The organism is Streptomyces sp. MMBL 11-1 (assembly GCF_028622875.1).
Taxonomy (GTDB): Bacteria; Actinomycetota; Actinomycetes; order Streptomycetales; family Streptomycetaceae; genus Streptomyces.
Genome location: NZ_CP117709.1, coordinates 7,194,592 through 7,209,426, shown reverse-complemented (window position 1 = coordinate 7,209,426; position 14,835 = coordinate 7,194,592). Strand labels below are relative to the sequence as shown.

General features: G+C 69.6%; 13 protein-coding genes. 4 read left to right on the top strand and 9 right to left on the bottom strand.

The genetic code is table 11. The features are described 5' to 3' along the window. From PSQ21_RS31800 to PSQ21_RS31760, 9 genes are all read right to left on the bottom strand, one after another. A complete protein-coding gene (locus PSQ21_RS31800; protein ID WP_274034773.1) occupies positions 1–1,020 on the bottom strand; it encodes an MCE family protein in 1,020 nt (339 codons plus the stop codon). Continuing rightward, entirely contained in the window at positions 1,017–2,048 is a 1,032-nt protein-coding gene (locus PSQ21_RS31795; RefSeq protein WP_274034772.1) for an MCE family protein, read from the bottom strand. The genes PSQ21_RS31800 and PSQ21_RS31795 overlap by 4 nt, the downstream gene beginning before the upstream one ends. Beyond that, positions 2,045–3,334 (bottom strand): MCE family protein, encoded by a 1,290-nt coding sequence (locus tag PSQ21_RS31790; protein WP_274034770.1) that lies wholly within the window; start codon positions 3,332–3,334, stop codon positions 2,045–2,047. Before PSQ21_RS31790 ends, PSQ21_RS31795 begins: the two co-directional genes overlap by 4 nt. Next, on the bottom strand, positions 3,334–4,137 hold the full coding sequence (locus PSQ21_RS31785; RefSeq protein ID WP_007454792.1) for an MlaE family ABC transporter permease: 804 nt from the start codon (positions 4,135–4,137) through the stop codon (positions 3,334–3,336). The genes PSQ21_RS31790 and PSQ21_RS31785 overlap by 1 nt, the downstream gene beginning before the upstream one ends. 3 nt (positions 4,138–4,140) lie before the next feature. Continuing rightward, on the bottom strand, positions 4,141–5,013 hold the full coding sequence (locus tag PSQ21_RS31780; RefSeq protein WP_274034767.1) for an MlaE family ABC transporter permease: 873 nt from the start codon (positions 5,011–5,013) through the stop codon (positions 4,141–4,143). Continuing rightward, positions 5,010–5,996 carry an ABC transporter ATP-binding protein gene (locus PSQ21_RS31775; RefSeq protein ID WP_274034765.1) on the bottom strand — a complete coding sequence of 329 codons (987 nt, stop codon included), beginning with the start codon at positions 5,994–5,996 and terminating at the stop codon, positions 5,010–5,012. Before PSQ21_RS31775 ends, PSQ21_RS31780 begins: the two co-directional genes overlap by 4 nt. Before the next feature lie 532 nt (positions 5,997–6,528). Next, the gene (locus PSQ21_RS31770; protein ID WP_274034763.1) at positions 6,529–8,025 is read right to left on the bottom strand and encodes a DUF6801 domain-containing protein; all 1,497 of its coding nucleotides are present in this window, start codon (positions 8,023–8,025) and stop codon (positions 6,529–6,531) included. Positions 8,026–8,473: 448 nt separating this feature from the next. After that, positions 8,474–9,130: a hypothetical protein gene (locus tag PSQ21_RS31765; RefSeq protein ID WP_274034761.1), complete on the bottom strand. Its 657-nt coding sequence runs from the start codon at positions 9,128–9,130 to the stop codon at positions 8,474–8,476. A 212-nt stretch (positions 9,131–9,342) separates the two neighbouring features. After that, positions 9,343–10,278, bottom strand: a complete 936-nt coding sequence (locus PSQ21_RS31760) for a hypothetical protein (protein WP_274034760.1) — start codon at positions 10,276–10,278, stop codon at positions 9,343–9,345. A gap of 812 nt (positions 10,279–11,090) precedes the next feature. Here PSQ21_RS31760 and PSQ21_RS31755 point away from each other — a divergent pair. From PSQ21_RS31755 to PSQ21_RS31740, 4 genes are all read left to right on the top strand, one after another. Further along, on the top strand, positions 11,091–12,305 hold the full coding sequence (locus tag PSQ21_RS31755; protein WP_274034759.1) for a helix-turn-helix domain-containing protein: 1,215 nt from the start codon (positions 11,091–11,093) through the stop codon (positions 12,303–12,305). Positions 12,306–12,508: 203 nt separating this feature from the next. Continuing rightward, a complete protein-coding gene (locus PSQ21_RS31750) occupies positions 12,509–12,769 on the top strand; it encodes a hypothetical protein (RefSeq protein WP_274034757.1) in 261 nt (86 codons plus the stop codon). Positions 12,770–12,949: 180 nt separating this feature from the next. Next, positions 12,950–13,423, top strand: coding sequence for an SCP2 sterol-binding domain-containing protein (locus PSQ21_RS31745; protein WP_274034756.1), 474 nt, complete (start codon positions 12,950–12,952; stop codon positions 13,421–13,423). 4 nt (positions 13,424–13,427) lie between these two features. After that, a complete protein-coding gene (locus tag PSQ21_RS31740; RefSeq protein ID WP_274034754.1) occupies positions 13,428–14,648 on the top strand; it encodes an acyl-CoA dehydrogenase family protein in 1,221 nt (406 codons plus the stop codon). Positions 14,649–14,835: the final 187 nt, after the last annotated feature.

Sequence of the window (14,835 nt, the reverse complement as noted above, 5' to 3'; positions counted from 1 at the left end):
TCAGCGTCCCCCTTGCTGCCGGGGTGGCATGCATCCGGTCGCCGGAGGTGTGCCGGCGGGGAGGTAGTTCTTGGGCACGACGCCGCAGACGTAGTTGTCGAACCAGCGCCCGCTGCCGAGGGTGTTGCCGACGAGCCGGCTGTAGGAGCCAGTCATGGCGAGGACCTTGTCGAGGCTCTTGCGGTTCTTGACCAGGACGGCGGTGACCCGCCCGAGGGACTCCAGGGTCGGCCCGAGCTGTTTGTCGTTGTCCCGGACGAGCCCGGTGAGCTGGGTGCCGAGGTCGCGGGTGCCGGTGAGCAGCAGGTGGATGGAGTCGCGGCGGGCCCGGATCTCGCCGAGCAGCAGGTTCCCGTCCTCCAGGAGCGTTTCGAAGCTGCTCTTCTTCCCGGCGAGGGTCTTGGTGAGCTTCTTGCTGCTGCGGAGCAGGGTGGCGAGCTGGGCGTCGCGTTGGGAGACCGTACGGGAGAGGGCGGAGAGCCCGTCCGCGGCGCTGCGGACGTGGGGCGGGGAGTCCTTGAAGGTGGCGGAGATCGTCTCGAAGCTCTTGGCGAGCTGCTCGGTGTCGATCTCCCCGATGGTCTCCCCGAGCCCGTTGAACGCCTGGGTGACGTCGTACGGGGAGGTGGTGCGGCTCGCGGTGATGCGGGAGCCGGGATCCTGCGGGGCGTCGCCGAGGGGGTCGACGGCGAGGTACTTGTCGCCGAGCAGGGTCTTGACGGCGATGCCCACGGTGGAGGAGTCGCCGATCCAGGCGTTCTTCACCCGGAAGTCGACCCGGACCTTCGCGCCGTCGAGAGAGACGCCGGTGACCTGGCCGACCTTCACTCCGGCGATGCGCACCTCGTCGCCGTCGGCGAGTCCGGCGGATTCGGTGAAGTCGGCGCTGTAGGAGGTGCCGCCCTCGACGAAGGGCAGGGAGTCGGCGCGCCAGGCGGCGAGCCCGAGCAGGGTCAGGACGAGGAGCCCGACGAGGGCGACGGCGACCGGGTTGCGTTCCCGGATGGGGGTGATTCTCATGCCAGGCACCTCGGTTGGGTGATCGCGATGCCGCCCGGCGGCTTGCTGCCGTCGTCGTGGGTGACGCCGCTGACCTTCGCTTCGCAGAGGTAGAGGTTGAGCCACGATCCGTAGGACGTCAGTCGGCTGATGGCCGCCATCTTGGCCGGTGTCTTCTGCAGGAAGTTCTCGATCTGCGGGGTGCCCTTCTCCAACTGTCCGCTGAGTCGCCCGAGTTGGCGGATGTCGTCCTTGAGCGGCTTCCTGCCGTCCTGGAAGAGGTCGGCGGTGACGGTGGTGAGCGCGCCCATCGCGGTGACGGCCTCCCCGAGGGGTTTGCGGTCGCCGGAGAATCCGGTGACGAGCTTCTGGAGGGTGACGACCAGGTCGTCGAAGCCCGCCTCCCGGTCGTTGACCGTCTTGAGGACCGTGTTGAGGTTCTTGATCACCTCACCGATCACCTTGTCCTTCGCGGCGACGGTGGTGGTGAGCGATCCGACGTGCCGCAGGATGCTGTCGACGGTGCCGCCCTCGCCCTGGAGGACCTGGACGATGGAGCCGGCGAGCTGGTTGACGTCGGGCGGGGACAGCCCTTCGAAGAGGGGCTGGAAGCCGTTGAAGAGCTGGGTGAGGTCGAGGGCCGGGGTCGTGCGGGCGAGCGGGATGGTGTCCCCGGGCGCGAAGGCCCGGCCCACGGGTCCTGGGCCCCGGTCGAGGTCGACGTACCGCTGGCCGACCATGTTGAGGTACTTGATGGACGCCGTCACCGAGGCGGGAAGGGTGCGTCCCCTGCGTACGGCGAAGGCGACCTCGGCAACCCGCCGGTCGGCGACCTTCACGGATTCGACCTGGCCGACCTTCACTCCGGCGATCCGGACGCTGTCGCCGGGGATGAGGCCGGTGGCGTCGGTGAAGCGGGCCTTGTACGTGGTGGTGTCCCCGACGCCCGTGTTGGCGATGGAGAGCCCGAGGACGGTGGTGGCCAGCACGGTGACGACGATGAAGACGAGGGACTTGGTGACCGGTCCCGCGAGCGAGCGGCGTTTCACTTGAGCTTCACCTCCGCGCCTCGGAAGGCCGGGCCGATCAGCACGCTGCTCCAGTCGGCCAGGTCTCCCGGCCGGGCCTTCAGCGAGGGGGCGACCAGTTCGTTGACGAGCCGGGATTCCTGGGGCGAGTTGGGCAGCCCGAGCCCGGCGTCCGCCTCGTCGCCCCGGTCCGCCGGGGGTGCGGTGACGTCGGCGGCCCGGCGGGTGTCGGCGGTCGGGGCGTGCTTGCCGACGTACGGCACCGAGTAGCAGGCGGGCCCACCGCTCGCGCTGTAGACCGGCGCGTCCTTACCGGGAACGTATTTCCCCTTGGAGGGAACGGACTTGATCGACACGTGGAGCCCCGGTTCGTCGGTCCCCTTGCCCAGCGCCTTGTCCATGGCGGGCACGAAGCCGGCCATGGTGCGCAGGGTGCAGGGGAACGACTCGGCGTATTCGGCGAGGAGTTCGAGGGAGGGCCGGCCGGCGGCGGAGAGCCGGATGAGGTTGTTCCTGTTCTCCCGGAGGAAGGAGGTGACGTCCCGCGCGGCGGCCGTGGTGGTGCCGTAGAGCCCGGCGAGCCGCGCCTCCTGGTCGGCGAGGGTGGAGCTGGTGACCGTGGCGTCGGTCAGCGCGTCGAGGACGTCCGGCGCGGCGTCCGCGTAGAGCGTGCTCACCTTGACGAGTTCCTTGATGTCGGCGTTGAGGGTGGGGAGTTGGGGGTTGAACTTCTTCAGGTGGCCGTCCAGCGTGGTCAGCGTCTCGCCGAGGCGTTCCCCGCGCCCCTCCAGCGCCTGGGAGACGGCGTTGAGGGTGGCGGAGAGCTTCTCGGGCTTCACGGCGGTCAGCAGCGGCAGGACGTTGTCCAGGACCTGTTCCAGCTCGATGGCGTTGCTGGAGCGGTCCTGCGGGACGACCGCCCCGGCCCGCAGGGTGGAGCCCGTGGGGATGCGGGGCGGTACGAGCGCGACGAACCGCGCGCCGAAGAGGGTGGTGGGCAGCATCTGGGCGGTGACGTCGGCGGGCACCTGATCGAGCTTGTCCCGGTCGATGGCCAGGGTGAGGCGGGCGCCGTCGCCGTCGGTGGCGATGGAGCGGACCTGCCCGATGACGACGCCCCGCAGTTTCACGTCGGCGTGTGTGTGCATCTCGTTGCCGACCGCTCCGGTGCGGACCGTGACGGTGGCGTCGTCGGTGAAGTCCTTCTCGTACACGGAGACCGAGACCCACACCAGGACGGCGGGCACCACCAGGAAGGCGACTCCGGCCAGCCGCCGGCGGACCGTGCGTGTGCGGGATGCGCTCATCAGCCGGCCACCTTCACCGTCGTCGTGGCGCCCCAGATGGCGAGCGAGAGGAAGAAGTCGGTGACGCTGATGAGGACGATGGCGTTGCGCACCGACCGGCCGACCGCCACGCCCACGCCGGCCGGTCCCCCGGTGGCGTGGAAGCCGTAGTAGCAGTGGGCGAGGATCACCAGCACGCTGAAGATCAGCACCTTGAGCACCGACAGCAGCACGTCCTCGGGGGAGAGGAAGAGGTTGAAGTAGTGGTCGTAGGTGCCCGCCGACTGTCCGTTGAAGAAGATGGTGATCCAGCGGGAGGCGACGTACGAGGAGAGCAGCCCGATCGCGTAGAGCGGGATGATCGCGACGACTCCGGCGATGATCCGGGTGGTGACGAGGTAGGGCATGGAGCGGACGCCCATCGCCTCCAGGGCGTCGACCTCCTCGTTGATCCGCATCGCGCCGAGCTGGGCGGTGAAGCCCGCGCCGACGGTGGCGGAGAGGGCGAGGCCGGCGACCAGGGGGGCGATCTCCCGGGTGTTGAAGTAGGCGGAGATGAACCCGGTGAACGCCGAGGTGCCGATCTGGTTGAGGGCCGCGTACCCCTGGAGTCCGACGACGGTGCCGGTGAACAGGGTCATGGCGACCATCACGCCGATGGTGCCGCCGATGACGCCGAGTCCGCCGCTGCCGAAGGCGACCTCCGCCAGCAGCCGCTGCACCTCGCGCAGATAGCGGCGCAGGGTGCGCGGGATCCAGACGAGCGCCTTGACGTAGAAGGTGAGTTGGTCGCCCGATCGGTCGAGCCAGCTGAGCATCGCCATCGGTCAGCTCCCCTTCGCGGGGACGATCTGGAGGTAGATCGCCGTGAGGACCATGTTCACGAAGAACAGCAGCATGAAGGTGATGACGACGGACTGGTTCACCGCGTCACCGACGCCCTTGGGGCCGCCGCGCGGGTTGAGGCCCCGGTAGGCGGCGACGATGCCCGCGATGAAGCCGAAGATCAGGGCCTTGAACTCGCTGATGTAGAGGTCGGGCAGCTGGGCGAGGGCGGAGAAGCTCGCGAGGTACGCGCCCGGGGTGCCGTCCTGCATGATCACGTTGAAGAAGTAGCCGCCGAGGGTGCCGACCACGGAGATCAGGCCGTTGAGCAGGACGGCGACGAGCATGGTGGCGAGCACCCGGGGGACGACGAGGCGCTGGATGGGCGAGACGCCCATGACCTCCATCGCGTCCAGCTCCTCGCGGATCTTGCGGGAGCCGAGGTCGGCGCAGATCGCGGATCCGGCGGCTCCGGAGATCAGCAGCGCGACGATGATCGGGCTCGCCTGCTGGATGACCGCGAGGACGCTGGCGCCGCCGGTGAAGGACTGGGCGCCGAGCTGCTGGGTGAGGGAGCCGACCTGGAGGGCGATGACCGCGCCGAACGGGATGGAGACGAGGGCGGCGGGCAGGATCGTGACGCTCGCGACGAACCAGAACTGCTCGATGAACTCACGTACCTGGAACGGTCTGCGGAAGATCGCACGGGCCACCGCGACGGCGAGTGCGAACAGCTTCCCGGTCTCGCGGAGCGGGGCGAGCAGCCGGGAGGGGCGGCGCTGTCCGGGCGCGGCCGGGGCGGTCGCCGCCGGGCCGGCGGCGGGCGGGGGTCTCTCGGGCGGCTCGGGCGGCCGCACCGGCATCGGGGCGGTCACGCGCGCGCACCTCCCGCGGCCGGGGCGTAACTGTTGAGGATCGCCGTACGGGCGGCCTCCGGCAGCTGGCCCATCATCGACATGACCCGCTCCCGGCGGCGCAGCGCGCCCTGGCGTACGGGCATCCCGGGCGAGGGCTCCAGCTGGGGGACGACGCTGCGGGGCCCGGTGCGCGGCGGGGCGGTGTCGGCCAGCTGCTCGGCGGCGAGGGTGGCGGCGTCCTTCTCCTCGGACATGCCGATGGGCCCTTCGCGCCGTCCGGCGAGGAACTGGGAGACGACCGGGGTGTCGCTGGTGAGCAGTACCTCGCGCGGGCCGAAGGTGACGAGGTTGCGGCAGAACAGCATGCCCATGTTGTCGGGGACGGTCGCCGCGATGTCGAGGTTGTGGGTGACGATGAGCATCGTCGCGTCGATCTGCGCGTTGAGATCGATGAGGAGCTGCGACAGATAGGCGGTGCGGACCGGGTCGAGGCCGGAGTCCGGCTCGTCGCAGAGGATGATCTGCGGGTCCAGGACCAGGGCCCGGGCGAGGCCGGCGCGCTTGCGCATACCGCCGGATATCTCGCCCGGCAGCTTTCCCTCGGCGCCCAGGAGCCCGACGATGTCGATGCGCTCCATGACGATACGGCGGATCTCGGATTCCCTCTTGCGGGTGTGCTCCCGCAGCGGGAAGGCGATGTTGTCGAAGAGCGACATCGAGCCGAAAAGGGCCCCGTCCTGGAACATGAGGCCGAAGAGCTTCCGGGTCTCCATGATGGCGCGCTCGGAGCTGTTCACCATGTCGACGCCGTTGATGAGGACACGTCCCTGTTCGGGCTTGAGCAGCCCGATGATGGATTTCAGGAAAACGGTCTTTCCGGTTCCGGAAGGACCGAGCATGACGCTCACTTCACCGGCGGGCAGAGTGAGGCTGACGTCCTGCCAGATGTTCTGCTTGCCGAAGGACTTCGTGAGGCCCTCCACGACTACTTCGATTCCCATCGGCCCTCCCTCGAAGTGGCGGTGAACGTGTTCATCGATTGGCGCTCCGGCTCTGAGAAAAGCGATGGCGGCTCGTCACACATGCACCAGGGGGCGCACGTTATGTCCGCCGAAACCGCCAGGGCAAGCCGTTGAACAGCGGAGATCGACGAACGCTGGGCAGCGAATGGATCACTTGTCATTCGGTGACAAGGCCGGTTCCGGTCCTTGTCGAAATCTGCGCAAGCAGTGGGCGTCTGATCCGTGGCGTCCCTGGACCGGAGCGGAGCGAACCGGGCCCGGGTGTGCCCCCCGAGCAGGTGAGCAGGCGATTTCGATCGGCACCTCTGGGACGCTACGGGCCGGTAACCTGACTTCGCAATACTGGGTACAGATTTTCCTCGGCGAGAATTCACCCGGGGCGCGGGATTGTTCACGGGTGAGTAGTCCGCGATCCAAACCTGTCGGATGATGAGGAATCACACGGCGGCCGGTGGGCAGGAAAGAGCCCCTCCGGTCGTCAAACCGGAAGGGCTCGGGGGGTGTGTTCGGGTCAGCGCTCGGGGTCGGGCACCTTCGGCGGGCAGTCCGGTCCTTCCGGGTTCGTGGCCACGCACAGGGGCGCCTGCGTCATCTTGGTGTAGTTGTCGGCCTTCTTCCCCGGGCTGGAGATGGCCGAGGTGAAGATCGGGTCGAGGTCCTCATCCACACCGCATCCCTCGAACGGCGGGATGTGCGCGTAGCCGGTCAGGGTGCCGCCGTACGCCACGAGGTAGCCGGCCGGCGGATAGCTCTGGCCGTACCCCCTCAGCACCTGCTCGAAGGGGCGCTCGGTGCGGCAGTCGGGGCCCACGTCCAGGGGCACGCCGTTCACCTCGACGTCGGAGAGCCGCATCACCAGCTGGGCCGTGACGGTCGTCTCCTCCGGGTAGGTGGGCGTGTTGGTGACCGTGTGGGTGTGGATCGCGGCCGGCGGGCCGACCTGCTCCAGCGTCATGGTCGCGGTCGTCGGCATGAAGCCGTAGCTGAGGAACGTGGCCTTCGTCGGGGGCAGTTGTCGGCGGCCCTGGTAGTCGAAGTTCACCTCCGAGCTGACGTCGACGGTCGAGGCGCAGGAGTCGTTGATGTAGCGCTTGTTGAGCACCACCTTCATGAACGCGGGCCCCAGCGCCGCCGCGCCGTCCAGTTTGGCGGCGTTGGCGAAGCCGGCCGCGTACGTCTCGGCGGTGGTCATCACCCACTCGGGCGGGATCTCGATCGGGCAGCTGCCCGGGTCCTCGCCGTCGAGGGCTTCGAGCCGTTCGTCGGTGAGGGCGTCGATCTTCTCCCGGGCGCTGGGCGGCAGGTCCTCGGCCGGGCGGGTGGGGCTCGGGTCCGGTGCGGGATCGCTCTCCCCCGGCTGAGGAGCGGGCGCCGTGGGGTCGCCGTCGCCGCGGACCGTGATCGCGGCGAGTTCGGGTTCCTGGCCCGGGGCCGGTTCGCAGGTGACGTCGAGCCCGGGGGGCGTGGTCGGCTCGCCCGCGCCGGTGAGCGAGGACAGCGAGAGGGCGAGTTCGGCGGGGGCCAGCGTCGCGCGCCCGGGGCTGCCGAAGGAGACCGTCGGCACGTCACCGGTGGCCGTCAGGGCCAGGCCGCCCCCGTCGGGCCCCGGCAGGGCGACGGGCTGAGCGGTCAGGTCCTGCCAGGAGGCGTCGGCGGACCGGTCGCCGACGGTGTTGCGGACGGTGAGCCGGGCGACGGCCGACAGGGTGGCGGCGTCCAGTTCCCCGAACCGGGCGAGCGCTGTGGGCTCCAGGTTCACCTCGACGGATACCTGGGACGGGCGGACCTCCTCGCCGGTGCGGACCGAGGTGGGCAGCACCGCCGAGACGACGACGTCCAGTTCCTCGGGCCCGGAGGGGAACGGGCAGGCGTAGCGGAGGGCGACCTCCGAGGTCTGTTCCGCGGCGGCCGATTCGGCACTGGGTACGAGCGCGGTGGCGACGACGAGCGCCCCGCCCACGGCCCAGTGGATCGGTCGTCTCGCCGCGGCGCGTGCATCGACGGTCATACGGATGTGTCCTTCCGGCGCGCGTGGGCCCAGGGATGGCTGCGGAAAGCGGGTCCACTTCTCGGCAACGGCCCCTGCGGGCGGACGTCGAGCGGACTTCGAACGGACGTCGGGCGGGCTTGGCTGTACGGGGACCGGGCTCCGCCGTCCGCCGACGGGACGGCGTACGGCCCCTACCGACGGGTACGGTACGCACGCCGACGACGCCTGGGAAGGGCAGGGTTTCCGATCGGATCGACGGTGCCCGGACTTTGGCAGCCGGTGACAACGCACGGCCGCGCCCTTGTCGGCAAGTGCGCGAGAACGGGGTGTGTGCGGTCGGCGCGGCGGGGCGGTGCGAGTGGCTCCGGCCGACGCGTCCCGGAGCCCCCAACTCGCCGTCGTGCCCGGCCGCCGGGTGCACACGGCCGGGCACGACGTTCAGGTACGGGACGTCATCGGCGGTGGGTCACCCGCTGATGACCGGGGACTTGCCCGTCGCCTGGTTCACGATGGTGTACAGCCCCTGGAAGCTGGCGCTGGTGCCGACGATGCCGCAGCCGCCGCCGGTCTTGTTGGTGATGGACAGGGTGAGCCCGCCGCCCGCGGTGTTCAGCGTGCCGTTGCTTCCGCCCGTGCTCGGGTTGTTGTACTTGGCCGCGACCTTGCCGGTCACGTCGAAGGTGCACGGGCCGAGGATGCTGCTCCCGGACACCTTCGCCTTGATCGCTCTGATCTCACCGGTCACCTGGCCCGTGGAGTTGGTGCCGGCGCCCGCCGCGTAGTCCAGGCCCCAGATCTCCCACGGCGGCGTGGTGGCCACCGTCCACTGGGAGCTGAACGGCCCGGTGCACGGTGAGTTGAACGAGATCGCGGAGATCGACGCGAGCTTGGCCGGGCTCCCTGCGACCGGGGAGGTCGGCGCCGAGCCCGAGGCGGCGGAGGTCGCACACTGGATCTTGTTTCCGTTGTTGTCGGTCAGGACGGTCACTCCGGCACTGCCGTTGAAGGCGCCGGTCGGGCTGATCGTCCAGCTGGTCGGCGCGGCGACGGCCGACGGGGCGGCCAGGACGACGGATGCCGCGGCGGCACCGATCGCGGTCAGGACTCCGGTTCGCTTGAACATGGGGGTACTCCCTCTTCTCGTTCCGTTGGGGATGCGACTGAACGTGACTGGAGAGGCGCTTGTTCGGTTGCTCGCCGGGCCGGACGGTGCGGCACTCGGCGGGGCCACGACACCGGCTCGTGCCGGGGTGCGCGGACAGGGGCGTGGGGGCGGTTGCGCTTCACCTCCTGTTGCTGGGGGTCGGGGCGGGTCCGGCGGATCGGAACCGGGGCCTACCGCTTCGCGGAGTGCCAGAATTCGGCCAGCTTCCTGCCCTCGTTCGGCGCGAGGCCGGCGGGGTCGTAGGGGCTGCCGAAGTACGTCGTGGTGGCGTCGAGCGTCACGCTGTTCTTTCCGGCGGCGGACGGGAGGCCGGTCTTGAGATTCACCGCCCAGTCCAGGAGGCCGGCACCGCAGCCGCTGGCCCCGGGAACGGCGAACGTGGCGTCCCCCTGGTCGGCGCCGTCGAAGGTGTAGCGCCCCATCTCGCCCTCGTCGTCGTTCGGAGTCCCGTCGGCCGAGAACCGCTGCAGCGAGAGGCTCGGCGCCGTCACGTTCTGCGGCTTCAGGAGCACCGGGTTGGAAGCGGTCCCGATGTAGCACTTGTCACCGAGGAACGGATTCTTGAGGTGGATGCGGACCGGGATGGTGAGAATGGGCTCACCGGTGGAGAACGCCGCGTTCATATGGAAGTCGCGTGGCGCTCCGGCCGGTTCGATGGTGGCCGTCACGCGGTTGAGATTGTTGTCCGTCAGCTGGCGGCAGATTCCCGATACGATCGGAATTCCGCTGGGACACATGAGCCCGATGAGTCCGCCGGGGATCTCCGCCGGGTCCGCGGTCAGCGCCCCCTCGGGCGGGGCCACGAGGGAGGCGGAGCCGTCGGGGCGCTGGATGACCCCGAGTTGCAGATCGGTATGGCCGGTGGAGACCTTCGTCTTGCCCAGCGTGATGGTTCCGGTGGCCGAGCTCGACGCTATGCAGGTGGCGATGGTGCTGAGGCCGTCCGCGGCCAGCATGGCGGGCGCGTCGACCGGGCAGCGGTCGAAGGGCGCCCAGTCACCGTTGAGCTGGGTGGCGGCGGTGGCCGAGCCCGTGGAGAGCAGAGCGCTGAATGCCGTGAACGCCGCGAGCAGACCTACGCGGGTTCGATTGGAAACGGATCTCATGTCGTCCCCTCTGTCGGCCGCCGTGGCGCGGCCTCGTGCACGAAGTTGACCGGTTCTGCAACGCGAGCCCGTACCGCGACACCTTCTCGACGGTGATGGATCCTCGGGTGGGCCCGGGGGCGGAGGATCGGAGCATCAAATTTCGGGCAGATTTCGTGACCGAATTGATCGAGGCGTGATGTTACTCGCGGGAAACAGGGCGACACAATCCGTCCGTCTAAGATTCTTTGCACCGCACTCTTTTTGATCCGGAAATGAGCATCGGGGCACCGCCTCCTTATCAAGGAATGCGCACCCGAGGGCATGGAATTGCGCACCGGCGACCGGAACCCCGCATGCTGTGCTTACGCGGCGGCGCACGGACGGGGGGGGCCGCGGAAGTACCGCCTCCGCTCCCTCACGGATGGCGTGCGATTCAGCCAGTCGGCCGAAAACACCCGTCACCGGAGGGCCACCCGCGCACATTCGCCGTGGTGAGCCGCCCGCACGCCCTGTCGCCACCAGGATCGACCGGGCCCACGTACCCCACGCCGGGAACACGACGGGGCAGCGGAACGGTTTTGTTGTCATCGTCGGAGCACACGGCCGAAATTCATTGTCCGAAAGCGCGTAGCCCGCCCGACCTGCACAGAAGTCGCACAGTGCGGCCGGGATGTGTGCCCCCTGCACTTCGATCTTGTCCAAGTGGTGTGCAGTGCCAGTTCGTTGGTCTATCTTCGTCGCGAACTTGGTACGCACCTGTCGGTTCGTGGGAGCGCTTTCCCCCCACCGCCTCACCCCACCACCGGGCGCCGAGAGCAAGGGGACATGTCATGCCACATCTCATACAACCGTTGGACACCGAAGACCCCCTGGGGCCGCTCCCCCAGGAATTCGCGGCGATCATGCGGCCCGAACTGCCCAGCCTCATCAAGGAAATCGGCATCGAGGTCACCCGGGCCTATCCGGAATACGCCCGACTGCTCGACGGCCCGAACGGCCAGGCCATCCGGGTCGGCGTGGAGCAGAGCCTCTCCTCCTTCGTCGATCTGGTGGCCGAGCCCTCCTCCCCCACCACACTCCGGGACGACATGTGCCGGCGCTTCGGACGGTTCGAGGCGTACGAGGGCCGGAGCATGGACACCCTCCAGGGGGCCTACCGGCTGGGCGCACGGGTGGCCCTGCGGCGGGCGAAGAAGGTCGGGCAGAGCTACCACCTCTCCCCCTCGCTGATGCTGAGCTTCGCCGACGCGCTCTTCGCCTACATCGACGAGCTGGAATCGCTTTCCCGGGAGGGATTCCTGGAGGTGCGGTCCCAGTCGGGCGAGCACAGTGAGGCGTTGCGCCGCCGGCTGCTCCACCTCATCCTCGCTGGACGCCCGGCCCCCGGCACCGCCATCGCCGATCTGTGCGAGCAGGTCGGGTGGACGCTGCCGAAGGAGGTCACGCTGATCGCCTTCCGCGCCCCGGCGGAACTGGACCGGCTCAGCGTGGACCGCGACCTTCTCGTCGATCTCAGCGCCCCGCAGCCGCACCTGCTGATCCCCGGAGCACTGAACGAGGCACGAAGATCGATGCTGGAACTGGCCCTGCCGGCCGGCCGCGCGGCGATCGGGCTGACCGTCCCCACGGCGCAGGCCTGCGAGTCGATCCGCTGGGCCCGCCGGGTTCTGGAGCTCGTCGACTCCGGCGTGATCGACGACGCTCCGCTGATCCACTGCGAGGACCACCTCACCACCCTGTGGCTGCTGTCCGACCCCGCCCTGCTGGACCAGCTCGCCCAGCGCGAGCTGGCCGCCGTGGCGCGGATCAGCGCCGGCCGCCGTGAACGGCTGGTCGAGACGCTGCGGATCTGGCTCGACACCCGGGGAACCGCGGCCCAGATGGGCGCCCTGCTGGATGTCCACCCGCAGACCGTGCGTTACCGCATGCGGAGCCTGGAAACCATCTTCGGCGACCAACTCGTCGACCCCGAGAGACGCTTCGCCACCGAGGCCGTGCTGCGCGCGCTGCGGCTGCGCTCCCGGTCCACGGACACACCCCCCTGATCCGCGGATCACGTTCGGCGCGGCGGGTCAACTTACCGACGCGTAAGGCGAAAAAGACGGTCAGTCCCCAACGGTTGCGACACGGAGACGTATCCGACGAGAAACGCGGAACCGCGTCCCGTACACAGGAAGGAACCTGCCGCCCATCAGGCGACAGGCTCCGTGCACCGCCTCCTGGCCAACCATCCGAGAGGGAACGCTCCATGACCGCCTCGCACCTCCTCGTCCCCGTGCCGATCCCGGACCGGGTCGCCGCGCTGATCGGTTCGTGCGTTCCGCCGCACATCCTCCAGGCGGAGCTCCTCGCCGACTGCGCCGCCCGCGAGGTACGCAGGTTCCGCGGCCCCCGGCTCGGCGTCGAGGACCAGGCCGACCGCGAACAGGCCCTGTCCGATCTGGCGCGCGCCAACAAGGTGCTGGCCGCGCACCACCCCGGGCTGGCCGTAAGGCCGCACTCGCCCTGACCGGCCCCCGCCTGTCACCTCCCGCCTGTCACCTCCCGCCTGTCGCATGTCGCCTCTCGCCTGCCGAATGGCGCATGGCGCCTCAACTCGGCTCGACGGGCGGTGGTTCGGCCTTGCGGGGCGCCCCCACCCCCGCTTACCTTACTCAAAAGTAAGTTTACTTTGGAGTAAGGAACTGGCGTGGACGGAACCAGTAGCGGCAACCTCACCGACGACCTGTCCGGGCTTGACCTCGCGGCGGTCGCGCCCGAGGAGTTCGCCCGGATCGTCAAGAGCCTGTCCGCCAAGCAGCTCGCCGAGGTCATGCGGGGCGAGCTGCGCACCCGGATACTCGGAGAGGTCTTCGGCCGGATGAAGCAGCGGTTCCGGCCCGAGGCGGCCGCCGGCCTCACCGCACTGATCCGCTGGAAGATCACCGGGGAGAGCGACGTCGTCTACGAGACGGCGATAGCCGACGGCGTCTGCCGGGTCACCCCCGGCCGTTCGGACGCCGAGCCACGTACCACGCTGGTGATGGGCGACGCCGAGTTCCTCAAGCTCGTCTCCGGCAACGGCAATCCGGTCACCATGTTCATGACGCGCAAGCTCAAGGTCGCCGGTGATGTCGCCCTCGCCTCCGGCCTGACCCGCTACTTCGACATCCCGAAGGTGTGAGCGCGTGAGCTTCTTCTCCCTCGCCCTGACCGAGGAGCAACAGGACCTGCGCAACTGGGTGCACGGCTTCGCCGCCCAGGTGGTCCGCCCGGCCGCCGCCGAGTGGGACGCCCGGGAGGAGACCCCCTGGCCCGTGATCCAGGAGGCCGCGCGGATCGGGCTGTACGGATTCGAGTCGCTCGCCGACCTGTACGGGGACCCCACCGGGCTCTCCCTCCAGATCGCCAACGAGGAGCTGTTCTGGGGCGACGCGGGCATCGGCATGGCCCTGTTCGGCACCTCGCTCGCGGTCGCCGGAATCTTCGCCGCCGGCACCCCCGACCAGCTCGCCGAGTGGGTACCGCAGTGCTACGGGGACGAGGACGACCCGAAGGTCGCCGCCTTCTGCGTCTCCGAGCCGGGGGCCGGTTCGGACGTCTCCGCGATGACGACGAGGGCCCGCTACGTCGAGGCGAGCGACGCATGGGTGATCTCCGGTCAGAAGGCGTGGATCACCAACGGCGGCATCGCCGAGGTCCACGTCGTCGTCGCCTCCGTCGATCCGGCGCTAGGGGCCCGCGGACAGGCCGCGTTCATCGTGCCGCCCGGCACGGAGGGCCTGACGGCCGGCCGCACGGTCAAGAAGCTGGGACTGCGCGCCTCGCACACCGCGGATCTCTTTCTCGACGAGGTGACCGTGCCGGGCCACTGCCTGCTGGGCGGGAAGGAGAAGCTGGACGCCCGCCTGGCCAGGGCGCGTGAGGGCGGCGCCGGCAAGGGCAGGGGCCAGGCGGCGATGGCGACTTTCGAGGTCAGCCGCCCGACCGTCGCGGCGCAGGCGCTCGGCATCGCCCGGGCCGCCTACGAATACGCCCTGGAATACGCCGGTGAGCGCGAGGCGTTCGGCAGGCCGATCATCGACAACCAGTCGATCGCCTTCGCCCTGGCCGATATGCGGACGGAGATCGAAGCCGTACGGCTGCTGATCTGGCAGGCCGCCTGGATGGCCCGCAACGACCGGACCTTCGACGCCGGGCAGGGCTCCATGGCGAAGCTGCGGGCCGGCGAACTCGCGGTCTCGGCGACGGAGAAGGCGGTCCAGATCCTCGGTGGCGCGGGCTACAGCCGGGAGCACCCGGTGGAGCGGATGTACCGCGACGCCAAGATCTACACCATCTTCGAGGGCACCAGCGAGATCCAGCGCCTCGTCATCGCGCGGGCGATCTCGGGTCGGCACATCCGCTGACGGGGAGGCGGCGCCGCGGGGCGGGTCCGGCGTCGCGGCGGGCGGGAGGGGGAAGGAGGTCGTTCCGCCGATCGCTCAGCCGCCCGCCGGGACGCCCTTCCCTCCTGCCGGTCCGGTCCCTGATCCGGGCCGGAACCGACCCGCATCCGTGTGATTCTCGTCGCCCCGAACGGGTGCGCCGACGGGG